At 59.3% G+C, this 20,607-nt stretch carries 22 protein-coding genes; all 22 read left to right on the forward strand.

Annotated features, from left to right (window positions below; all coding sequences use genetic code 11):
- Window positions 1-109 precede the first annotated feature (109 nt).
- The 22 genes from PIB16_RS02270 (at window position 110) to folD (ending at window position 20,556) form a co-directional block, all read left to right on the forward strand.
- A complete protein-coding gene (locus tag PIB16_RS02270) occupies window positions 110-766 on the forward strand; it encodes a hypothetical protein (RefSeq protein ID WP_271044900.1) in 657 nt (218 codons plus the stop codon).
- Window positions 763-2,070 carry a MotB family protein gene (locus PIB16_RS02275; RefSeq protein WP_271044901.1) on the forward strand — a complete coding sequence of 436 codons (1,308 nt, stop codon included), beginning with the start codon at window positions 763-765 and terminating at the stop codon, window positions 2,068-2,070. The genes PIB16_RS02270 and PIB16_RS02275 overlap by 4 nt, the downstream gene beginning before the upstream one ends.
- Window positions 2,067-3,344, forward strand: coding sequence for a chemotaxis protein MotC (motC, locus tag PIB16_RS02280; RefSeq protein WP_271044902.1), 1,278 nt, complete (start codon window positions 2,067-2,069; stop codon window positions 3,342-3,344). The genes PIB16_RS02275 and motC overlap by 4 nt, the downstream gene beginning before the upstream one ends.
- Window positions 3,341-4,702 (forward strand): flagellar hook-length control protein FliK, encoded by a 1,362-nt coding sequence (gene fliK / locus PIB16_RS02285; protein WP_271044903.1) that lies wholly within the window; start codon window positions 3,341-3,343, stop codon window positions 4,700-4,702. The genes motC and fliK overlap by 4 nt, the downstream gene beginning before the upstream one ends.
- Window positions 4,650-5,216, forward strand: coding sequence for a lytic transglycosylase domain-containing protein (locus PIB16_RS02290; RefSeq protein WP_059760571.1), 567 nt, complete (start codon window positions 4,650-4,652; stop codon window positions 5,214-5,216). The genes fliK and PIB16_RS02290 overlap by 53 nt, the downstream gene beginning before the upstream one ends.
- 282 nt (window positions 5,217-5,498) lie before the next feature.
- Window positions 5,499-6,170 carry a response regulator transcription factor gene (locus PIB16_RS02295; protein WP_004432529.1) on the forward strand — a complete coding sequence of 224 codons (672 nt, stop codon included), beginning with the start codon at window positions 5,499-5,501 and terminating at the stop codon, window positions 6,168-6,170.
- A gap of 105 nt (window positions 6,171-6,275) precedes the next feature.
- A complete protein-coding gene (locus tag PIB16_RS02300) occupies window positions 6,276-7,571 on the forward strand; it encodes a flagellar hook protein FlgE (RefSeq protein ID WP_065654448.1) in 1,296 nt (431 codons plus the stop codon).
- Window positions 7,572-7,593: 22 nt separating this feature from the next.
- The gene (gene flgK / locus PIB16_RS02305; protein ID WP_065654447.1) at window positions 7,594-9,072 is read left to right on the forward strand and encodes a flagellar hook-associated protein FlgK; all 1,479 of its coding nucleotides are present in this window, start codon (window positions 7,594-7,596) and stop codon (window positions 9,070-9,072) included.
- Between the two features lie 3 nt (window positions 9,073-9,075).
- Window positions 9,076-10,179 (forward strand): flagellar hook-associated family protein, encoded by a 1,104-nt coding sequence (locus tag PIB16_RS02310; RefSeq protein ID WP_065654446.1) that lies wholly within the window; start codon window positions 9,076-9,078, stop codon window positions 10,177-10,179.
- A 34-nt stretch (window positions 10,180-10,213) separates the two neighbouring features.
- A complete protein-coding gene (gene flaF / locus PIB16_RS02315) occupies window positions 10,214-10,558 on the forward strand; it encodes a flagellar biosynthesis regulator FlaF (RefSeq protein ID WP_004432537.1) in 345 nt (114 codons plus the stop codon).
- Window positions 10,555-11,004, forward strand: a complete 450-nt coding sequence (gene flbT / locus PIB16_RS02320) for a flagellar biosynthesis repressor FlbT (RefSeq protein WP_003503362.1) — start codon at window positions 10,555-10,557, stop codon at window positions 11,002-11,004. The genes flaF and flbT overlap by 4 nt, the downstream gene beginning before the upstream one ends.
- Window positions 10,995-11,465 carry a flagellar hook assembly protein FlgD gene (gene flgD / locus PIB16_RS02325; protein ID WP_065654445.1) on the forward strand — a complete coding sequence of 157 codons (471 nt, stop codon included), beginning with the start codon at window positions 10,995-10,997 and terminating at the stop codon, window positions 11,463-11,465. Before flbT ends, flgD begins: the two co-directional genes overlap by 10 nt.
- Before the next feature lie 48 nt (window positions 11,466-11,513).
- Complete coding sequence (gene fliQ / locus PIB16_RS02330) at window positions 11,514-11,780, forward strand: flagellar biosynthesis protein FliQ (RefSeq protein WP_003503352.1); 267 nt, start codon at window positions 11,514-11,516, stop codon at window positions 11,778-11,780.
- 157 nt (window positions 11,781-11,937) lie between these two features.
- Window positions 11,938-14,025 carry a flagellar biosynthesis protein FlhA gene (flhA, locus tag PIB16_RS02335; RefSeq protein ID WP_004432552.1) on the forward strand — a complete coding sequence of 696 codons (2,088 nt, stop codon included), beginning with the start codon at window positions 11,938-11,940 and terminating at the stop codon, window positions 14,023-14,025.
- On the forward strand, window positions 14,022-14,777 hold the full coding sequence (gene fliR, locus PIB16_RS02340; protein ID WP_020812910.1) for a flagellar biosynthetic protein FliR: 756 nt from the start codon (window positions 14,022-14,024) through the stop codon (window positions 14,775-14,777). The genes flhA and fliR overlap by 4 nt, the downstream gene beginning before the upstream one ends.
- Before the next feature lie 14 nt (window positions 14,778-14,791).
- Entirely contained in the window at window positions 14,792-15,211 is a 420-nt protein-coding gene (locus PIB16_RS02345) for a hypothetical protein (RefSeq protein WP_004432556.1), read from the forward strand.
- A gap of 115 nt (window positions 15,212-15,326) precedes the next feature.
- Entirely contained in the window at window positions 15,327-15,884 is a 558-nt protein-coding gene (locus tag PIB16_RS02350) for a rod-binding protein (RefSeq protein ID WP_065654443.1), read from the forward strand.
- Between the two features lie 29 nt (window positions 15,885-15,913).
- Window positions 15,914-16,282, forward strand: a complete 369-nt coding sequence (locus PIB16_RS02355; RefSeq protein ID WP_026363659.1) for a hypothetical protein — start codon at window positions 15,914-15,916, stop codon at window positions 16,280-16,282.
- Window positions 16,282-16,815 (forward strand): flagellar basal body-associated FliL family protein, encoded by a 534-nt coding sequence (locus tag PIB16_RS02360; RefSeq protein WP_004432561.1) that lies wholly within the window; start codon window positions 16,282-16,284, stop codon window positions 16,813-16,815. Before PIB16_RS02355 ends, PIB16_RS02360 begins: the two co-directional genes overlap by 1 nt.
- Window positions 16,816-17,017: 202 nt before the next feature.
- Window positions 17,018-17,692, forward strand: a complete 675-nt coding sequence (locus PIB16_RS02365; protein WP_271044904.1) for a WecB/TagA/CpsF family glycosyltransferase — start codon at window positions 17,018-17,020, stop codon at window positions 17,690-17,692.
- Window positions 17,693-17,806: 114 nt separating this feature from the next.
- Complete coding sequence (locus tag PIB16_RS02370) at window positions 17,807-19,579, forward strand: GumC family protein (RefSeq protein ID WP_271044905.1); 1,773 nt, start codon at window positions 17,807-17,809, stop codon at window positions 19,577-19,579.
- Window positions 19,580-19,656: 77 nt separating this feature from the next.
- Window positions 19,657-20,556, forward strand: a complete 900-nt coding sequence (folD, locus tag PIB16_RS02375) for a bifunctional methylenetetrahydrofolate dehydrogenase/methenyltetrahydrofolate cyclohydrolase FolD (RefSeq protein WP_078051250.1) — start codon at window positions 19,657-19,659, stop codon at window positions 20,554-20,556.
- Window positions 20,557-20,607: the final 51 nt, after the last annotated feature.

The following is a 20,607-nucleotide window of genomic DNA, read 5'->3' on the forward strand; positions in this document are numbered from 1 at the left end:
AGGAAAAGTGGACCCCGGTTTTCCGTCCGGAAATGCGGCGAGGCTTTTGCGATTCGCGCGGGCAACGAAACATGTCTGGCCGCTTTCTCCTATTTTGCCGGGGGCAGGCATGAGCGCGTCCATTGCACGGTTTCTCAAGGACTTCGGTGAAGCGCAACCGCAACCGGCGGCGCAGACCTTCGGCGACCCGTTGGCCGATACGGATTTCCTGTCCGGTTTTGCCGATGGCGCTTCCGGTTTCGACGAATTTGCTCCCGTCGATGTGGAGAGCGAGAAACAGGCGGCCTATGACCGCGGCCGGGAAGATGCTACCCGCGAGATCACCGAGAAGATGCAGGCGGAGCGGGAAGAGCTGATCGCTGCCCATGCGGCCGAGCTGGAGGCCCTGCGTTCGGGACACCTCGAAGAAATCGCGTCTTCCCTGTCGCGTGGTCTGCGCGAGGGTATCGACGCGATTGCGGCCAATCTCAGCGAACAGACCGCCAATATCCTTGCTCCGGTCCTGACGGAAAAGCTGTCGCTCAAGGCGGTCTCGGCGCTGGCGGATGTGGTGCGTAGCGCCATGCCGGATGGCGAAGGGGTCACGCTTGTCGTGAAAGGCCCGAAAGATTTGTTCGAGCGGCTGAAGACGCAGCCGGGCTTTGAAGAAGAAACGATGAAATTTACCGAGACCACCGATATCGATCTTTCCGTCGAGTTGGGTGAAAGCGTGTTCGTGACGCGCATGTCCGCCTGGGCGTCCAGTCTTCGCAAGGTGATGAAATGAGTGAAGGCGAAAATCACCACCACGGTAAAAATGAGATCATCATCGTCAAGCGCCACAAGGGCGGTCATGACGGCGCTCATGGCGGCGCGTGGAAAATCGCCTATGCCGACTTCATGACGGCTATGATGGCGTTCTTCCTCGTCATGTGGCTGGTCAATGCCGCCAATGAGGAAACCAAGGCCTCGGTCGCCAGCTATTTCAACCCGATCAAGCTGTCCGATGAGAAACCCTCGTCCAAGGGGCTGGAAAAGCCAGTGGACAAGGAGGAGGGCGTCCAGAAGAAGGACCAGTCCAACATCCAGGCGGAAAAGGTCACCAAAGGCTCGGCCGCGGCGACGGGCGAAGACCTTACCTCGCAAACCGGTGAGCAGTCGAACTTCTCCGAAGCCGACTTTTTCGAAAATCCCTATTCCGTGCTGGCGGAAATCGCCCAGCAGGTGGGGCAGCAGGCCAATGTCAGCGCCAAGGGCGAGGGCGGCGCCGCCGATTCCGGCCCGGCGACGGGCGCAAGCGGCGGTGAAGCCTATCGCGATCCGTTCGATCCCGATTTCTGGACCCAGCAGGTGAAAATCACCCGCGCCGATCAGCCGCAGAAACCGGTTGAACAGCAGCAAGTCGCCGAGAACAAGCAGGAAGATGCGGCCGAAAACGCTCAGGCGGTCGCGCTCAAGGCGTCCGAGACACCGGCCGACAAGGTGGAAGACGGCAAACCGATGGAAGTCGCCGCCGTTGTGCCGCAGCAGCGCCCCGATGCGGCCGAGCAGGCAGCGCTCGCACAGCCAAAGCCGGACGAGCCGCACCAGGCAAGCGATGCAGAGCAAAAGGCCAGCGACGCCGACTGGGAAAAGGCCGACACGCTGCGCGAAGAGATCGAGAAGCAGATATCCGGCATTACCGGCAAGCTTTCCGAAGGTCTGGTGGTGACGCCGGCCGAAGGCGGATTGCTGCTCACCATTTCCGACCAGACGGAAACGCCGATGTTCAATATCGGATCGGCCGTTCCCCGGCGTGAAATGGTTCTGGCCATGGAAAAAATCGGTAAACTGCTTCAGGCGCGTGGTGGCAGCGTGGTGATACGCGGCCATACCGACGGACGGCAGTTCAAGGGCGAGGCCAATGACAACTGGCGGCTTTCCATGGATCGCGCCCATAGCGCCTATTACATGCTGGTGCGCGGCGGCCTGTCGGAAGAGCGGGTAAAGCAGGTCTCGGGTTTTGCGGACCGCAGATTGCAGGTGCCGGCGGACCCTCTGGCGGACGCCAACCGCCGCATCGAAATTCTGCTTGAGGCCGATCGGGGGTGAGTGTGACGAAAACCTCGAAACGCTGGCTTCTTCTTGCGGTGACGCTTTGCGGTCTCGGCTCCGAGCCGGGCAGGGCGTTTTCGCAGTCGCAAGACAATCTCATGCCCTATGCCATGCTGCGCTCCCTGCAATTCGTGCAGGATTCGGTCGCCATGGGCGATCATTCCGCTTCGGAAATGCAGCGGTTTCTACTCCAGACCATCGACGAGCGGCTGAAGAGCGCGCCTTCGGCGATCTTCAAGGATCCGCGCAATGTCGATGCGGCGCTCATCTATGCGATGAGCGGCGGCAATCCGGCCACGCTGGAACTGCTGGTCGCGCGCGATGTGGATGGCAATTTCGACAGCCGCGTTGCCGATATCCTGCGCAAATACCTCTCCGGCAAGGGAACGCTTGTCGCGCAGAGCATTGCGGCCATGGTGCCGGAATATCGCGGCAAGCGGATTGGCGCTTATCTGGCGCTGATCGGCGGCAATGTGACGATCCCGCGCGATCCGCTGGCGGCGCTTGGTTTTTACGATATCGCCCGGCTCGAAGCGCCGGGCACCATCGTTGAGGAGGCCGCATTGCGCCGTTCGCTCGCCATCGCGGTCGAGGACGGCGATGCGGCACGTGGCGTCGAATATGCGCAGCGTTATGCGCGGCGGTTCCTGCATTCGCCCTATGCCAGCCAGTTCGCGGACCTTCTGGTCTCGCTGGTGGTCAAGCGCGCCGATTCCATCGGGGAGGAGGCGATACAGGAAACCTTCGCCATGATGGATACAGAGAGGCAGAAGGAAGCCTATCTGCGGCTTTCCCGCCTCGCGGCGATCAGCGGCAAGGATTCGCTGGCGCGCATGGCGGCGTTGAAGGCGAAGGCGCTATCTCCTGCTCTGCCGGGTGAGCCGGAAGTACAGGCAAATCTCTATGAAAGCCTTTCCAACATCGGCACGCCCGATGTGGTGAGCGCAATCGAGACAATAGGGCAGATTCCCGAAGCGCAGCTTTCGGATCGGGACAGGGCCTTGCGGGAGGCGGCAAGGGCGATTGCCGAGCAGGTGGTTCGTCCTCCTTCCCCGCAGTCCGGCGTCGAGGCTGACACTGCGGCCACGAAGGACACCGGGCGGAATGCGCCCGAAAACGAAGCGAACGCTGCCGATGCAAAGAGCATATGGCGGGTCGAAACCCAGAAGGCTGACGATGAGGGCGACAACGTGCGGCAACTCGTGACGAGCGGTCGCAGCAAGCTCGATGAAATCGACAGCCTGTTGAAGAAAGGCGAGGGGGCACCATGATCGACGCAGCCATCAATGCGATAATGAATGCGCCGCCATCCGATCCGCGCGCCGGCACCGCCAGCGTCCGGGACGACGCCAAGGGCGGCAGTTTCGGCGATGCCCTTTCCACGGTTCGGGACGAGCGCCCGCCGCAGGCGCTGCATTCGCGGCATCAGCAGGACGAGAACCCTGCTGAAGAGCAGCAGGCGCAGCCCGATGGCGAGGCGGAAAAGATGGATGTCCCGGTCAAGCGGCCCGCAACATTTCTCAATGTGATCGTCAACGAGCATGCCGGCGAAGGTCGTGCCCAGAAGACGGTGGCCGAGTTTCAAAACGCCGTGAAAACGGCCCGCACAACGCCGGAAAACGGCAAGACCGGCAAGAAGCTCAAGGACGACGCCGACAAGGACGCCGAGGTGACGGACGATGCGATCGATCCGAAGCTGGCGGCACTGCAGCTGGTGACGGCCGATGCCGCCGATATGGCGACGGCCAAGACACCGCTTGAGGAAATTGCACAGGCGATTGCCGGCAAGGCCAACGCGGTGAAATCAGACCGTGCTGAACCTGTCCGGGGCAAGGTCGAGCATTCGGTCAAGGACATGCCGACAGGGATCGCACCAGCCGGTAACGAGGCGGGTTCTGCTTCGGAAAACGAGGGGGATGCCTCGGCATTCCGTTTTTCGTCTCCGCGCTCAGGCGCGGCGCGGGCTCTGGATATGAGCACCGTTCAGCGTGAAGGCCGTGTCGAGTTCGATGCACGCGAAAGCACCGGCAAGGCGACCGACACCATAACGGTTCTCGATTCGCGGCGGTTCATCGGCCTGGCGCCCTCGACCAACGCGTCGGCCCTGACCAGCCTGATCGTCAACGATCCGGAATGGGTGAGCGCCATGCAGCCCGGTTCGTCGCTCTCCAATGCGGCCGCCCAGAGCAGCACCGGCAAGGTTGTCCATACGCTGAAGCTGCACATGACGCCGATCGAGCTTGGATCGGTGACAATGTCGCTGCGTCTTGCCGGTGACGAGCTTGCCGTTCACATGACGGTGGAGAGTGTTGCGGCCTATAAAAAGCTGCAGGAAGACAGCAAGAGCATCCTCGATGGTCTCAAGGCGCAGGGTCTGACGGTCGATAACATCACCATCAGCATCGCTTCTTCCGACAAGAGTGACCAAACGGGCACACAAGGCAACAATCAGCAAAATCAGCAGGCGCAGCAGCAGGGTCAGCAGGCCGCCGCCGGGCGCAACCGTGACGAGTCCGGGGCACGGGGCGACCGGCAAGGCAATGGCGATAATTTGGGGGTGCATAATGAAGGCATGGATGGCGTTTCTGGCTCTGCCCGCTCTTCTGCTGACAATGGCGTCTACCTCTGAGAACGCGTCCGCTTCGGCAACGTCAGGTGTCTGTGAAAGAGAGATCCAGTCGGCGGCCCGCAAATATGGCGTGCCGGAGGGAATTCTCTATTCGGTGGGGCTGACCGAAACGGGCCGCAAGGGGCGTCTCGACCCCAACGCCATGAATATCGAGGGAAAACCGGTATTTGCCTCCTCCACCGAGGAGGCTTTGACCACTTTTGAAGCGGCGAAGCGCAACGGCGCCAAGCTGATCGACCTCGGATGCATGCAGATAAATCATTATTTCCATGGCGAAAACTTCGCATCCGCACGGGAAATGTTCGATCCGCGCCGCAATGTGGAATATGCCGCCATGTTTCTGCGCAACCTCCACAACAGGCATGAAACCTGGACCATGGCGGTCGCCCGTTATCATGCCGGCCCCAACAATGACCCGGCGCAGAAGAAATATGTTTGCCGTGTCATCGCCAATCTGGTGGCGACGGGCTACGGAAAATGGACCGCCAACGCGAAAAATTTCTGCGACGGTTAACAACCTGAAATTGCTTTAAGGCGCCGCGGGACTCGTATTTTGAAATGTGGCGATAGATTGATCGAAAAAAGGCATTTCAAGCGGTTTTTTCGGAATTTTGAAATTTCTACACAAAAATTTTGTACCATATATGGTTAATACCCACTATATATAGATCAAATCGGCACAAAATGGTTAATCAATTATTAATATCTATCGATGATTTCCTACAGTTGTCCCTGAATCGCCCGATTCGTACCAATGCCTCATTGGAAAACACCACACTGATTCGGAGGCGGACGAATGATCGTAGTGGTTGATGAGCGCGAGCTCGTTAAAGACGGCTATACATCTCTATTTGGGCGTGAGGGCATTCCCTCGACCGGGTTCGATCCGGTCGAATTCGGGGAGTGGGTCTCGACGGCGGCGGAAAGCGATCTTGCGGCTGTGGAAGCCTTCCTGATCGGCCAGGGCGACCGGAGCTTTTCTTTGCCGAAGGCGATCAGGGATCGCACGACGGCCCCGGTGATCGCGGTCAGCGACCAGCCCTCGCTGGAATCGACGCTGGCGCTTTTCGACAGCGGCGTCGACGACGTCGTGCGCAAGCCGGTACACCCCCGTGAAATCCTTGCACGTGCGGCGGCGATCCGTCGCCGATTGCAGGTCATCTCGAACTTCACCGATGCTGGACCGATCCGGGTTTTCTCCGACGGCCGCGACCCGGAAGTGGGTGGTGAAGTGTTCCCCTTGCCGCGCCGTGAGCGCCGCATCCTCGAATATTTGATCGCCAATCGCGGACGCCGCGTTTCCAAGGCGCAGATTTTCAATGCCATCTACGGCATCTTCGATGACGACGTCGAAGAAAACGTCGTTGAAAGCCACATCAGCAAGCTGCGCAAGAAGCTGCGTAAGAAGCTTGGCTACGATCCGGTCGATTCCAAACGTTTCCTCGGCTACAGCATTGATTGGCAATGATTTTCATTGACCCGCGTGGTCTTTTTCAAACGCGGTATTTCCGACAGCTTCACGCAAGCCAAACGCTTTACCTTCTCCCTGAAAGATGACCACGAGGGTTTTTGAATGAGTATTTTCGGCACTATGCGAACCGGTGTGTCCGGCATGAATGCGCAGGCGAACAAGCTGGGGACCGTGGGCGACAACATCGCCAATGCAAGCACCACCGGCTACAAGCGCGCATCGACGTCGTTCTCCTCGCTCGTTCTGCCCTCCTCGTCGGGCAGCTATGCGTCCGGCGGCGTGCAGTCCAACGTTCGCTACAGCATTTCGGAGCAGGGCAACCTCTCCTACACCACCTCCAGCACCGACCTTGCCGTTCAGGGCAACGGTTTCTTCGTGGTTCAGGACGGTGCAGGCACACCCTACCTCACGCGCGCTGGCTCCTTCCAGAAGAATTCGGAAGGTTATCTGGAGAATGCGGCAGGCTTCATGCTGATGGGTTACCCTTACGGCGCCAACCCGCCGGCTGCGGTCGTCAACGGCTTTACCGGCCTTGAAGCCATCAATATCAATGACTTCGGTCTGACGGCGTCTCCCTCCACACAGGGCAGCTTCCCGGCCAACCTTAATCGTGATGAGGCAATCGTTGCTGCGGGATCGCGCCCAAGTGCCAACGTCGCAACGTCGACGGTTGGCAGCAAGACGTCGCTCACGGCGTTCGACAGCGGCGGAGCCAAGGTTCTTTACGACTTCTATTACACGCGCATTGACAACGATGCGTCCGGCAATCCGCAGTGGGAAGTGTCCGTTTATCGTCAGGATCAGTCGACGGATGGCGGCTTCCCCTATACGGCAACCGCCCCGGCTACGCTCGTCAAGGAAACGGTCACCCTGACCTTCGATCCCGCCACCAACAAGCTCACCACCGGATCGGATAGCTCGATCACGATTAATGACAACAACAGCGGCGTGGCGCAGGCGATCGAGATCGACCTGTCGCAGATGACGCAGTTCTCCTCGAAGTTCACGCCTGGCACCGCTGTTCTGAACGGTAACGGCCCGAGCCAGATCAAGGACGTCGAAATCGGCAAGGATGGCCTGGTGACGGCGGTCTATCAGGATGGTGGTCGCCGCAATATCTACCAGCTGGCGCTAGCCACGGTGCCGAGCGTCGACAATCTCAGCCCGCAGAACGGTAACGTCTATCTGCCTAGCAACGAGTCGGGTGTCGTGACCATCGGCTTCGCGCAGACCGGCAGCTTCGGTTACATCCAGAAGGGCGCGCTGGAAGGCTCGAACGTCGATATCGCCAGCGAACTCACCGACATGATTGAATCCCAGCGTATCTACACAGCGAATTCGAAAGTCTTCCAGACTGGATCGGATTTGATGGACGTCCTGATCAATCTGAAGAGATAATACTTCTCACGAGGACAGATGAATGTCGCTCACGTCAGCAATGAATACTGCGCAGTCGATTTTCAATAATACAGGTAAGCAGACGGACGTTACCTCCAAGAACATTGCCAATGTCGGCAATGCTAACTACGTCAAGCGAACCGCCATTCTCGGCACGACCATGGCTGGAGCGAGTATCGTCTCCAACGGCCGTGCCCAGAATGAAAGTCTTCTCAGGCAGACGATTTCCAGCTCTTCTCTCGCTTCCGGCCAGAGTACGGTTCTGACCGGCCTTGAGGAAATGAAGAGCATTTTCGGCGGCAACGATTATGAGAGTTCGCCGGCCACCTATATGAAGGAACTGCTGAAGAGCCTGGACGCTTACGCCGCCAAGCCGAGCGATGCCGCTCTGGCCGCAACGGCCGTCACCTCGGCCACCGATGTTGCCAGTTCCCTGAACAAGGCCTCGAACGAATTGCAGGCGATGCGTCTGCGCGCCGACAAGGAAATCGCCCTTCAGGTCGACAAGCTGAACGGGCTGCTTGCGAAGTTCGAGGAAGCCAATAACGAGGTCAAGGCGCAGACGGCGATAGGCGGCGATCCAAGCGACGCTCTCGATCAGCGCGAGACGCTTCTGAAGGATATTTCCTCCATCATCGGCATCAATGTCGTCAATCGTCCCAACAACGATGTGGCGCTTTATACGACGGATGGCGCGACGCTGTTCGAAATCGTGCCGCGCAGCGTCACCTTCAAGACGCAGCCGGGCTATGATGCGACGACCACGGGCAACGCAATCTATGTCGATGGCGTAGCGCTGAAGGCAGGAAGCGGCAGCAACACGACGTCTGAGGGCTCGCTTCAGGGCCTGATGCAGGTTCGTGACGATCTGGCGCCGACGATGCAGAGCCAGCTCGACGAAATCGCCCGCGGCCTCATCACCATGTTTGCGGAAAAGCCGGCCGACGCGACCAGCGGCCTGCCGGATATGCCGGGTCTCTTCACCTACGGCTCGCCGGCGGCGACGACCATTCCGGCAGACGGGATTGTCTCTCCCGGGCTCGCAGCCAGCATTACCGTCAACCCGGCGTTAATTATTTCCAAAGGTGGCAATCCGGAATTGTTGCGCGATGGCGGTATCAACGGTACCGATTACGTGATCAATACCGCAGCGTCGGGGGGAACCGGTTTCTCCGAGCTGATCCGCAGCTATGTTACTGCTTTCGACGCGCCCATGAATTTTGCCGCGTCGACACGTATCGATACGAATACCAGCATCCTGAAATACGGCACCAACTCGATGGGGTGGCTCGAACAGGAACGTTCCGGCGCGACTTCTGCGAACGAAGCGAAAAGCGCGCTTTATGAGCGCTCCGCCACGTCCTATTCGAACAATACGGCGGTCAGTCTGGACGAGGAACTGTCGCTGCTCATGGATATCGAGCAATCCTACAAGGCCGCGACCAAACTGGTGACGACCGTTGACGAAATGCTCAAGTCCCTGATGGACATGGTGAGGTAAACGATGAAAACGTCATTCATTTCATCGCTGGCGATGCAGAACAGCATGCGCAGCACCATCCTCAAGGCTCAGCTCGAGATGACCAATCTCAATACCGAGCTGACAACGGGCAAGCACGCCGATCTCGGCGTGACGCTTGGCGCCAACACCGCCCGCAGCCTCGATCTCAATCGCGATATCGACCGCATCTCTTCGCTGGTGAGCGTCAATTCGATTGCAACGCAACGCCTCAAATCCTCGCAGACGGCGCTGGACGGCATGGCGCAGGCCGCACAGGAAATTCAGAAGGTTCTCGTCCCCAACACCAGCAGCGAAGCGCCGACGCTGACGACGGTTGCCAAAACCATCTCGAATGCCTTCAACAATTTCACCAGCTTCGCCAATACGGCGGTCAATGGCGAGTTTCTGTTCTCCGGCATCAATACGGATGTGAAGCCCGTCGATGACTATTTCGCTGAAGGGTCTACCCTGAAGGAAGCCTATGAGACCGAGCTGAACGCATTCATGGCGGCGCAGACGCCGGCGGTTGGCGACATTACCGGCCTGTCCAAGACCCAGGCCGAAGCCTTCATGACCCATATCGAAGGTGTGTTCAACGGCACCACGACGGTAACGAACCCGCCCCATAGCAGCCTGACGGCCGGCCAGAACTACGATTTCTGGACGACTTTCGGCTCCAAGGCGAGCGACACCAACATGACGAGCCGCATCAGCCAGAACGAGGTCGTGGAAACCTCCAGCAACAGCAATTCGCAGGGCATGCGTTATTTTGCACTGACGGCGATGACGGCGATGACCTTCCTCGACGAAAAGGTGGATAGCGGCGTTCGCGAAATGGTGGCGACCAAGTCGGTGACCAATATCGGCACCGCCATCAGTGGCCTGAACCAGCAGCAAAGCCAGCTCGGCCTTTCCGAAAGCCGCGTTTCGAAGGCCAATGATTCGCTGGCAGCCCAGAAGAAGATCATCGAAACGCATCTGTTGGATATTGAGGGGATCGATACCTACGAGGCGAAGACCCGCCTCGATCTGCTGCAGCAGCAGATTGAAATCGCATACAGCCTCACGTCGCGTCTGCAAAAAATGAGTCTGGTGAACTACCTCTGATGAACAGGGGTGGCGGCAGATAAAGGATACATGAATGTACCAGTTTTCCTACGCCGAAATCATGGAGGATGGTGTCGCCAACGCGAAGGATCGCGAGCGGCAGGCGTTGACAAAATCGATCGACCTTCTGGTGGAGGCAAGGGATTCCTCTTCGCAGCGCCACACGATCGAAGCGCTTTTTTACACTCGACGGGTCTGGATCCGCTTCATTGAGGATCTCAAGCAACCCGACAACCAGCTTGCCATGGAGCTCAGGGCCAATCTGATTTCCATCGCGATCTGGATATTGAAAGAGTGCGAACTGATCCGGAAACGTCAGTCGACGAATTTCCAGGGCATAATTGACGTGACAACCATCATCAGGGATGGACTTAAATGAAAAGTACACTTCGGATTTCGCTGAAATCGGGCGAAAAGATTTTTATCAACGGCGCGGTTCTGCGTGTGGATCGCAAGGTGGCGCTCGAATTCCTGAACGATGTCACGTTTCTGCTTGAAAACCACGTCTTGCAGCCCGATCAGGCGACGACGCCGCTGAGGCAGCTTTATTTCATCGCGCAGATGATCCTCATCAACCCGGAAGGGCGCGACCAATCCACCAACATGTTCCGCAAGTCGGTCAGCATGCTGTTGAACTGCTTCCAGCATGACGAGGTTCTGGCGGAACTCAAGCGGATCGACGGACTGGTTGCCTCGGGCAAGGCTTTCGAAGCGCTGAAGGCCATTCGCGGTCTCTACCCGATCGAGGAAAAAATCCTCAACAATCAGGAAATGACCCCCGCAACGATCGAGCAGATTCGCAAGGAGATAGCACCATGGCGGTAGATGCAGTCACTTCGGCAGCGTCAAATCCCTGGGCCAATGCCGGGGCGAGCAGCTCCGACGGCAGCGCGGCGTCGCTGAACTACGACAGCTTCCTGAAGCTCCTCATCGCCCAGATGAAGAACCAGGATCCGACCAGCCCGATGGATGCGGGCGAGCAGATGTCGCAGCTCGCAAGCTTCTCGCAGGTCGAGCAGACCATCAAGACCAACACCCATCTCAAAAGCATGCTGCAGGCGGAAGCCCTGACGCGCGCCTCCGATCTGGTCGGCAAGACGGTCAAGAGCGCCGACGACACCGTCACCGGCGTGGTGAAGGAAGTCGAGGTCTATTCGGACGGCGTTGTCGCCATCACCGAAGCTGGTGACAAGGTGCTGCTGCAGGCCGGCGTGACCTTCTCCAACGGCCCGATTACGAGTACATCTGATAGCGGAACCGATTCGGATAGCGCGACCGGTTCCTGACATTGAAGAGGCGGCATGACGCCGCCTTTCCGGATTAAGGATGCGACGATGAACGAGGCCGATGCGCTTGACATCATGCAGGCGGCTGTCTGGACGGTTCTCGTCGCGGCCGGTCCCGCGGTTCTCGCCGCCATGATCGTCGGTGTCGTCATCGCCTTCATTCAGGCCCTGACCCAGGTTCAGGAAATGACGCTGACCTTCGTTCCCAAGATCGTCACGATCATGCTCGTGCTCGGCGTCGCCGCGCCCTTTGTGGGCGCGCAGATATCGCTCTTTTCCAATCTCGTCTTTTCCCGCATCCAGTCCGGCTTCTGACGCCGTCCGCTGCGGATGCCACCTTCGCGCAAGCTTCAGCCGCTAGGGATAGGCGCAAAGCATCGGGCCGAATTGCGTGCGCTTTTCGAAAACCGTTGTTACGGAACCGTGCGGCGGCTTTTCCGTCGCCCTTCTCATGAAGAGACAGGACGAATTTATGGCGCAACCACCAGTCATCTCCCTGCCCAAGGTCAGTCCGAGCACGCGTGACATCGGTTTCGCACTGGGCATCGTGGCGATCCTCTGCGTTCTCTTCCTGCCCATTCCGGTCATGCTGGTGGATATCGGTCTGGCCTTTTCGATTGCGCTTTCGGTCCTCATCCTCATGGTGGCGCTCTGGATTCAGCGGCCGCTGGATTTCTCGTCCTTCCCGACCGTGCTGCTGATCGCGACGATGATCCGCCTGTCGCTGAACATCGCGACGACGCGCGTTATCCTCTCCCACGGCAATGAAGGGCCGACGGCGGCGGGCGGCGTGATTGCGGGCTTCTCCAGCCTCGTCATGTCCGGCGATTTCGTGATCGGTCTGATCGTCTTCCTGATCCTGATCACCGTCAACTTCATCGTCATCACCAAGGGTGCGACGCGTATCGCCGAAGTCGGCGCACGTTTCACCCTGGACGCCATTCCCGGCAAGCAGATGTCGATCGATGCGGATTTGTCCGCCGGCATCATCGACGAAAAGGAAGCGCAGCGCCGCCGTCGCGAGCTGGAAGAGGAAAGCTCCTTCTTCGGTTCGATGGACGGCGCCTCGAAATTCGTGCGTGGCGACGCCATTGCCGGCCTCATCATCACCGCGATCAATATTTTCGGCGGCATCATCATCGGTTATTTCCGCCACGGCATGCCCATCGGCGAAGCGGCCGACGTTTTCGTCAAGCTTTCGGTCGGTGACGGTATCGTCTCGCAGATCCCGGCCCTGATCGTATCGCTGGCAGCCGGCCTTCTGGTCTCGCGCGGCGGCACCGCCGGCTCGACGGACCAGGCGGTCGTCAATCAGCTCAGCGGTTATCCGCGCGCGCTGATGGTCTCGGCCATGCTGATGGGACTGCTCGCCATCATTCCGGGCCTTCCCTTCCTGCCCTTCATCTTCCTCGGCGGCATCATGGCCTTCGGCAGCTGGTATATTCCGCGCCAGGCGGAGGCCGAAAGCGCGCTGCGGCGTCAGGAAGAGGAGAACAAGGTTCTCCAGACCACCGAGGCGGAAAAGGATTCGGTCAAGCAGGTGCTGAAGACGGCCGAGATCGAACTGGCGCTCGGCAAGCAGGTTTCCACCCGCCTTCTCGGGGCGCATCAGGAACTGGCCTTCCGTGTCGGCAAGATGCGCAAGAAATTCGCGACCCAATACGGTTTCGTCGTACCCGAGATCAAGGTTTCCGACGACATCATGATCCCGGAAAAAGCCTATCAGATTCGCGTTCACGGCACGACCATCGCATCCAGCAACCTGCGCGTCGGCGACGTGCTGGTCGTGACCGGGGCAGGGCGCAAGCCGAGCATTCCCGGCGACGAAATCCGCGAACCCGCTTTCGGCATGCCCGCCGTCTCCATTCTTGAGACCTTCACCGAGGATCTGAAGCGCGAAGGCTTCCATCCGATCGACAACGTCTCCGTGGTGCTGACGCATCTGAGCGAAGTCATCCGCAACAACCTGCCGCAGCTCCTGTCCTACAAGGACGTCAAAATCCTCATCGACAGGCTCGATCCGGAATACAAGAAGCTGGCCGACGAGATTTGCTCGTCGCACATGTCCTATTCCGGCCTGCAGGCGGTGCTGAAACTGCTGCTCGCCGAGCGCGTCTCAATCCGCAACCTGCATCTCATTCTCGAAGCGGTCGCCGAACTTGCGCCGCATGTGCGCAAGACGGAACAGATCGTCGAACATGTGCGGGTGCGCATGTCGCAGCAGCTCTGCGGCGATCTTGCCGACAATGGCGTGTTGCGCGTCCTGCGCCTCGGCAACAAATGGGATATGGTCTTCCATCAGGCGCTGAAGCGCGACCAGAAGGGCGAAATCGTCGAATTCGACATCGATCCCCGCCATCTTGAGGAGTTTTCCGAGCAGGCATCCAAAGTTATCCGTGAATTCATGGATCGCGGCCTGCCCTTTGTCCTTGTAACCTCGCCGGAAACGCGGTCCTATGTGCGCATGATTATCGAGCGACTCTTTGCGACCCTGCCGGTTCTTTCGCATGTGGAACTGGCCAAGGGTCTCGAGATCAAGATTCTGGGCGCCATTTCATGATAACCGACCCGCAGGGGACAATCATTGCATTGTTCCTTGCCATCTGCCGTATCGGCGCATGCTTCATGACCATGCCGGGCTTTTCAAGCTCGCGCATTTCGCCGCAGATTCGCATGCTTCTGTGCGTCGCGGTGTCCATGGCGCTTCTGCCCGTGCTGTGGGACACGATTTATCCGAAAGTTTCCGGCGCAAGCCAGGGCACGGTCGTCGGCCTCATCTTCACAGAGGTCGTCATCGGTTCGATGTATGGCCTGATCGCGCGGTTCTACACCCTCGGTTTCCAGTTCACCGGTGCGCTCATCGGCGCTTCCATCGGTCTCAGTGCGCCGGGCGGGGCCGATGTGATCGAAGACGTGCAGGAAAACCAGATATCCAACTTCATCACCTTCGGCGGCCTGCTGGTTCTGTTCATATTCGATTTCCACCACATCGTCCTCAAAGCGCTGGTGGATTCCTACACCGCCACGCCGGTCGGTGCGCTGATCAGCGGCCAGAAGATGCTGATTACGCTGACCGACACGCTCAGGGCCTCTTTTTCGATCATGCTGCGTCTTGCCAGCCCCTTCGTGATTTACGGCTTGATGTTCAACGTCGCGGTCGGCCTCATCAACAAGCTCGCGCCGCAGATTCCGGTCTTCTTTATCTCGACACCCTTCGTTCTCGCGGGTGGTCTTTTCATGCTTTACCTGTCGGTCGCGGCCCTCATCCGCCAATTCGTGGATGGTTTCGGGCCCGTCTTCATCGGCTTTTGATCGGGGGAAATGCGATGGCTTCGGACAAGCGCTCGGCCAAACTCAAGCGTCTGGTAACCGTCCAGCGGCATATGGAAAAAATGGCCGAAGTGGAACTGGCCGATACCACCCGCACACGGGCGGAAGTTGCGCAATCCATGGAGAACGTGCTGGAAGCCATGAGTTCCATGGAACCGGTGCATCAGACATTTTCCCGACACTATTCGGACCGCTACGGCCGTCTCGTCGTCCAGGACCGCCAGCTTGAAGGCGTTCAGCAGTTTCAGGAAAACAAGGTCCTGAAGGAAAAGACCAAGGCTGACCGGCTGGAGGACAGGATGCACCTTGCGCGCGATCTTGAGGACCGCGAGGCCGACGATAATGCAATCTATGATTTGTTAGAAATTACGAATGTTTCCCACACACCAGCCTCCAGCAAGGTTGGCGATCCATAGTCTGTCCTATTGTTGCATCGCGGGCGTTTTTGACGACGTCTCCGGCGATGTTTCTTGATGGAGCGGATGCGCCGGCTTTCTGTGCCGCCCATTCGTCAGCTCGGGAGATCTGGACGTGGCGATATCGGTGATAAGTGATCTGGTGATGGATGTGGTTCGCGCTGCGGACCCCCAGGAAGTTCAGGTCGCCCAGGAAAAACTCAAGGCGAACAAGGCGGCTTTTGCCGCAACCAGCCTTGCCGATGCCGGCAAGGGCTTTGGCGCCGCGGTCGACATGCTGGATGGCGCCTCCTCCAAGGCTGGTCTCGGCGACACCAATATTCGCGCGGCCCGCACCGAAATCCCGGAAACATACCGCAAATATGAAGCCTCGGTGCTCCAGACCTTCGTGGCCAACATGCTGCCGAAAGACAGCGAGGAAGTTTACGGCAAGGGCAATGCCGGCGAGATCTGGAAGAGCATGATGGCCGAACAGTTTGCCGACACGATTTCCAGAAATGGCGGCGTCGGCATCGCGGAACAGGCTTACAAGGATGCGCTTCGGAAGGCTGAAAGCAAAGGCATTACCGACGTATCGATGAATGAAAAAGACAATAATGCTGCAATTCGGATGGTGGCGGAGTTCGAGCGGCAGGTCCTCGGCGTTTCCAATGAGAAAACGGACGAGGCTTGAGAATGAAAAACCTTAACGAGGAGACAAGCATGGACCTTATGTCGAACGACCACCGTATCCAATCCGTTCTCGGCCGCCTTGAGATGATCATCGACAACGAGAACGACAATATCGGTAAGGACCCCCAGTTCGACTTCAAGGTCTCCAACGCCCACAAGAGCCGTTGCCTCTATGAGCTGACGATGCTGTTCCGCGATACCCCGCGCGAGGAAATCGCCGCCGGTTACATGGAGCAGGTCAAGGGCATCAAGTCCAAGCTCGCCACCAATGCCAGCCGCGTCGAGGCGCATCTGAATGCGGTTCGCGCGGTTGCGGACCTCTTGAAGAACGCCATTCAGGAAGCCGATACGGACGGCACCTATTCGCAGGAACAGTTCATGTACGGCGCAGCCTCCTGATGTTGAAGCTTCTTCTCACTGGCGTCTGGGTTTGCGCCGTCACGCTCGGCGCGGTGTATTTCTCCGTCCAGTTGGCGACGGCGCCCGCGCCGGATGAGGCGGGGGCGAAAAAGGCCAATCTGCAACTGGTCAAGGGCGAAAGCATCACGATCCCCGTCATCAATGACGGCGGGGTAAACGGCTATTTCCTCAGCCGTATTTCGCTGCGCGTCGACAAGACCAAGATGGCGAAGATCGAGCTGCCGGCAACGCAGCTGATGACCGACGAACTGTTCACGCTGCTTGCGGGTTCTTCCATGGTCAATATCGCCAATATTTCCACCTTCGATCCCGAAGCCTTCAAGCAGCGCATCCGCGAGGGGCTGAACAAAAGGCTCGATGACGAGGTGGTCGAGGACGTGCTGATCGAACAGCTCGATTATCTGTCGAAAGCCGACATCCGCGAGCAGAACGGCAATGGCACGCCCCGTTCGGTCAAGCTCGTCGAGGGCGAGAAGGCCGAGGCCGGCAAAGAAGCGGCGCCAAGCCACTGACGACCAGCAGGCGAGGGGCGTCGGCCGGATAGGGTATGCGGAGCATCCTTCTGGTTAATTGTCTCTTGCCGCATCCCCAGGCATTCTAGAGATTGCTTTCAAGCTAAATTCAACCTGCACCTGTATAACAAGCCCATGAACCACGATCCCGCAGACCATGCATTGGATCGGTGGCGATGGGTTTGGCATTTGGGGGTTGGCAATGAGTTTCGCGTCAGGTTTCGCGCGGCCGGAATCGCAACGGAATATCCACGGACTGCGCGTCTGTGATCTCGACTGGAATGGGGCGCTGGAATTGGTCAGCGGCAGGGCGTCTGCCTGTGAAGGGCACACGATGCTGTCCTTTCTCACCATCGAGAAGGCGAAGCTTTCGCTCAAGGACAACGCCTACCGGCAGATTCTGGAAAGCTGCCTGCTTCTGCCGCAGGGCAAGGCAATGAGGCGCGCCGCGCGCAGCGAGAATGGGGAGCCTTTGCCTGCGCCCATCGACGGCGTCGCCTTTGTGATGGCGCTTCTGACCTATATGGCCGTGCCGAAGCGTATCGGTGTGGCGGGAGATGATGCGGCGCAGATCGGCGAGGTTCTCGCCAGATTGCGGGCGCACGCGCCCTGGCACGATTTCGTCATGCTGAACCGCGATGCATCGGGCGTCAAGGTGGATATTCTGCTGGCGGGAATGTCGAAGGAAAACCAGGAGACATGGCTGCACCGCACCGTCAGCCGTGAGAATGCACGGGTCACCATCGCGGTTGGTCCGCTGTTCAAGGTCCTGTCTTCGGAAGTGGCCGGCATGCCGGAAATTTTCCGCAAGCTTCACATGAGCTGGCTCTACAGCCTCTGCGCCGAACCCTGGCACATCGCGCTCGGCAAGAGCTGAGGCCGTTCTCGCAGGCGTTGCGTTAACCATTTGTTTGCCACGATCCTTTAACCTCTCGTAAGGTTTTGACAGTCGCCCGTTGCGGGCGGCACCGAGGGCGGCAGACGGCTTCAGATGGTTGATGACAATCCGGACATGATGGCGATCCGCCCTGACGAGGATGATGTCGCTGTGCCCGTATCGCAATGGCGCAGACATTGTCGGCGGCTCCTGACGTCCGGCTGCATCGCCGCCGCCACCGTTGCCGGGGCTGCCCTTCCGCTTCTGCTGGTCGATTCGGGCTTTCGCGGGTATGTTTCGCGGGCCCGGATCGAGGTCTCCCAGACCGCTTACGATGCCCCCGATGCTGCCCGTTTTCTCGCGATGGCGCGTCGTACCCTGCTTTCACCCTCCGGGCTCGACCGTATAACCGCCGATCTCAAGCTGAAGTCCGCCGATATGGTCGGCGTTCGCAATCAGGGTGAGCTTGGCCTGCTTTTCGACCTTCTGACCGGCGCGGATGCGCGTCCGCTATCCGAGCGTGAGGCGGTGAACGGTGCGGTGGGCGAAGCGATCCGGCTGGAACTCACTCCGGATGAAAATACGCTCATCGTGACCGGCAAGGCCGCAACGCCGGAAACCGCCATGCGGCTGACCGATTACCTCTCGATGCGTGTGATCGCCGATGGCAAGGCCGGCACCATGACTCCTGCCATGCGCGAGACGGAGAGGGCGCGGACAAGGCTCGATGAGGCGGAAGCGGCGCTAAACGGTTTCCAGATGCGCCACGGTGACGCCGTGATGGCCGAGGCGCAGCAACTCGAACAGCAGCTGCGCGACGTAAACGACAGTCTGGCGCGAACCACCCGGCAGCAATTGGCCATTCAGGCCGATCTGACGGCGGCTTCGGCGCTGAAGCCGAATGATGTCTTTGCGAAGCCTCTGCCGGCCGGCGTGGGTTTTTCAGCGCTTGAGGATATCAGGCAGAAACACTCGACCGCCAGCATGGCGCTTGCTGCGGTTTCGGTCGATTACGGCCCGAAACACCCCCGCCGCATCGCCGCCCAGAATGCGGTGGATGCCGCACAGGCGCTTGCCGCCCCCGCATTGCGGCAATTGCTGGAAGGCCTGCGGGCGGATGAAAAGCGCATCTCTCAGGAGATCGCGACCGCCAATGGCGAGCAAAAGAAATACCTCGACCGCCTGAACGAACTCGGTGTCGCCCCCGGCGAGTTCTCCAGATTGCAGGGCGAACTGGAAACGGCGCGAAATGTCTATCTCGAGGCAAGCGAACGCCGCGACCTCTCCGCCTCCGCCACGCCCGCGGTCGAGACCCGTTTGGTGAAAAAGGCCGCCCCCGGCGAGTTGACCCGCGATCTGACGCAAGCTGCCATGCTGGCGGGCGGCGGCGCCTTGATCGGCCTGATGGGCAGTCTTTATCTCCTGAGCTACCGTCGCCATGATGAGGAAGAGGAGGGCGCATTGCTCAGCGAAGAGGGCGCGCAACTTCCATCCTCCGTCGAGCCGCCGGTCGAGTCTCTGCAGATTTCCGAATTCGAACCGATCGAGCCCGCTGTGTTCGACGATCTGCCGGACGTCGCCGCAGAGGACATCAAGCCGGAGGAAGACGGCTTTGCCGATTATTACGGCGAGGCCGTCAATGACGACGACGACATGCCGCTGGACGAGCGCGTGCGGCAGGTCCTGATGGGCAACCGCACGGTCAGGAGTGCTGATCCGGCCTCTTCCGGACTTCCACCGCTTCTGGCCGAAGCCTTGGCCGGGGACTTCGACCATGCCCAGGCCGAAGCCGAGGAACTGATGGAATTGCGACGCGAACTGGCGTTCCTGAGAGAGCGTCTTGCCGATTACGCCGATCGCCGCGAAGACTACCGCAAAACAGCCTGAAAACGCCGCATTTTCGCTTGCATTCCTGCGAAGGGGGCACCATACGGAGCCTACGTAACCCAGCAGGAGCAGGACGCATGGCAGTTGTGATTGACGGGAAGGCGAAGGCGGCTTCGGTAACGGAGGCGGTCCGCAAATCGGCAGAAGCGCTTGAGGCGGAAAAGGGCGTAAAGCCCGGTCTCGCGGTTGTCATCGTCGGAAACGATCCGGCCAGCCATGCCTACGTGAACTCCAAGAGCAAGATGGCCAAGCAATGCGGTTTCAACTCCATCCAGCACACGCTGCCGGAGGAAACCACGCAGGCCGCACTCCTCAAGCTGGTCGGCGAATTGAATGCCGATGCCTCCATCCATGGCATTCTGGTGCAGCTTCCCCTGCCGAAACACTTCAATTCCGATGAGATCATCCAGTCGATCCTGCCGGAGAAGGATGTGGATGGCTTGAGCGTGCTGAATGCCGGTAAGCTCGCGACCGGCGATCTCGCAACCGGTCTCATTTCCTGCACGCCTGCCGGCGCCATGCTTCTGGTACGTGGTATTCACGGCGAAGACCTTTCCGGCCTCAACGCCGTGGTCATCGGCCGCTCCAACCTGTTCGGCAAGCCCATGGGCCAGCTTCTCCTGAATGCCAATGCCACGGTGACGATGGCGCATTCCCGCACCAAGGATCTGGCCGGCATCTGCAAAACGGCGGATATTCTGGTCGCGGCGGTCGGTCGCGCGGCGATGGTCAAGGGCGACTGGGTAAAACCCGGCGCGACGGTCATCGATGTCGGCATCAACCGCATTCCGGCGCCGGAAAAAGGCGAAGGCAAGTCGAAGCTGGTGGGCGATGTCGCCTATGACGAGGCGAGCGCCGTCGCCGCCGCTATCACGCCGGTTCCCGGCGGCGTCGGCCCGATGACGATCGCCATGCTGATGGCCAACACCGTCATCGCCGCACATCGCGCGCTGGGTCTGACCGCGCCAAAGTTTTAATCCTGTTGCGTTCAATCAAACTACACGGCACAGCGATTTTTGTGCGCTGCG

Origin of the sequence: Agrobacterium sp. ST15.13.015 (assembly GCF_027871645.1) — a bacterium.
GTDB classification, from domain to species: Bacteria; Pseudomonadota; Alphaproteobacteria; order Rhizobiales; family Rhizobiaceae; genus Agrobacterium; species Agrobacterium leguminum.

Bases quoted from the DNA above. Each gene is read 5' to 3' on its own strand.
- PIB16_RS02270 (WP_271044900.1), top strand. From the start codon at position 110: ATGAGCGCGTCCATTGCACGGTTTCTCAAGGACTTCGGTGAAGCGCAA.
- PIB16_RS02295 (WP_004432529.1), top strand. From the start codon at position 5,499: ATGATCGTAGTGGTTGATGAGCGCGAGCTCGTTAAAGACGGCTATACA.
- PIB16_RS02345 (WP_004432556.1), top strand. From the start codon at position 14,792: ATGGCTTCGGACAAGCGCTCGGCCAAACTCAAGCGTCTGGTAACCGTC.
- PIB16_RS02365 (WP_271044904.1), top strand. From the start codon at position 17,018: ATGAGTTTCGCGTCAGGTTTCGCGCGGCCGGAATCGCAACGGAATATC.
- PIB16_RS02290 (WP_059760571.1), top strand. From the start codon at position 4,650: ATGGCGTTTCTGGCTCTGCCCGCTCTTCTGCTGACAATGGCGTCTACC.
- flgK (WP_065654447.1), top strand. From the start codon at position 7,594: ATGTCGCTCACGTCAGCAATGAATACTGCGCAGTCGATTTTCAATAAT.
- flhA (WP_004432552.1), top strand. From the start codon at position 11,938: ATGGCGCAACCACCAGTCATCTCCCTGCCCAAGGTCAGTCCGAGCACG.
- PIB16_RS02355 (WP_026363659.1), top strand. From the start codon at position 15,914: ATGGACCTTATGTCGAACGACCACCGTATCCAATCCGTTCTCGGCCGC.
- flbT (WP_003503362.1), top strand. From the start codon at position 10,555: ATGAAAAGTACACTTCGGATTTCGCTGAAATCGGGCGAAAAGATTTTT.
- fliR (WP_020812910.1), top strand. From the start codon at position 14,022: ATGATAACCGACCCGCAGGGGACAATCATTGCATTGTTCCTTGCCATC.
- PIB16_RS02370 (WP_271044905.1), top strand. From the start codon at position 17,807: ATGGTTGATGACAATCCGGACATGATGGCGATCCGCCCTGACGAGGAT.
- PIB16_RS02310 (WP_065654446.1), top strand. From the start codon at position 9,076: ATGAAAACGTCATTCATTTCATCGCTGGCGATGCAGAACAGCATGCGC.
- fliQ (WP_003503352.1), top strand. From the start codon at position 11,514: ATGAACGAGGCCGATGCGCTTGACATCATGCAGGCGGCTGTCTGGACG.
- PIB16_RS02275 (WP_271044901.1), top strand. From the start codon at position 763: ATGAGTGAAGGCGAAAATCACCACCACGGTAAAAATGAGATCATCATC.
- fliK (WP_271044903.1), top strand. From the start codon at position 3,341: ATGATCGACGCAGCCATCAATGCGATAATGAATGCGCCGCCATCCGAT.
- PIB16_RS02300 (WP_065654448.1), top strand. From the start codon at position 6,276: ATGAGTATTTTCGGCACTATGCGAACCGGTGTGTCCGGCATGAATGCG.
- PIB16_RS02360 (WP_004432561.1), top strand. From the start codon at position 16,282: ATGTTGAAGCTTCTTCTCACTGGCGTCTGGGTTTGCGCCGTCACGCTC.
- flaF (WP_004432537.1), top strand. From the start codon at position 10,214: ATGTACCAGTTTTCCTACGCCGAAATCATGGAGGATGGTGTCGCCAAC.
- folD (WP_078051250.1), top strand. From the start codon at position 19,657: ATGGCAGTTGTGATTGACGGGAAGGCGAAGGCGGCTTCGGTAACGGAG.
- flgD (WP_065654445.1), top strand. From the start codon at position 10,995: ATGGCGGTAGATGCAGTCACTTCGGCAGCGTCAAATCCCTGGGCCAAT.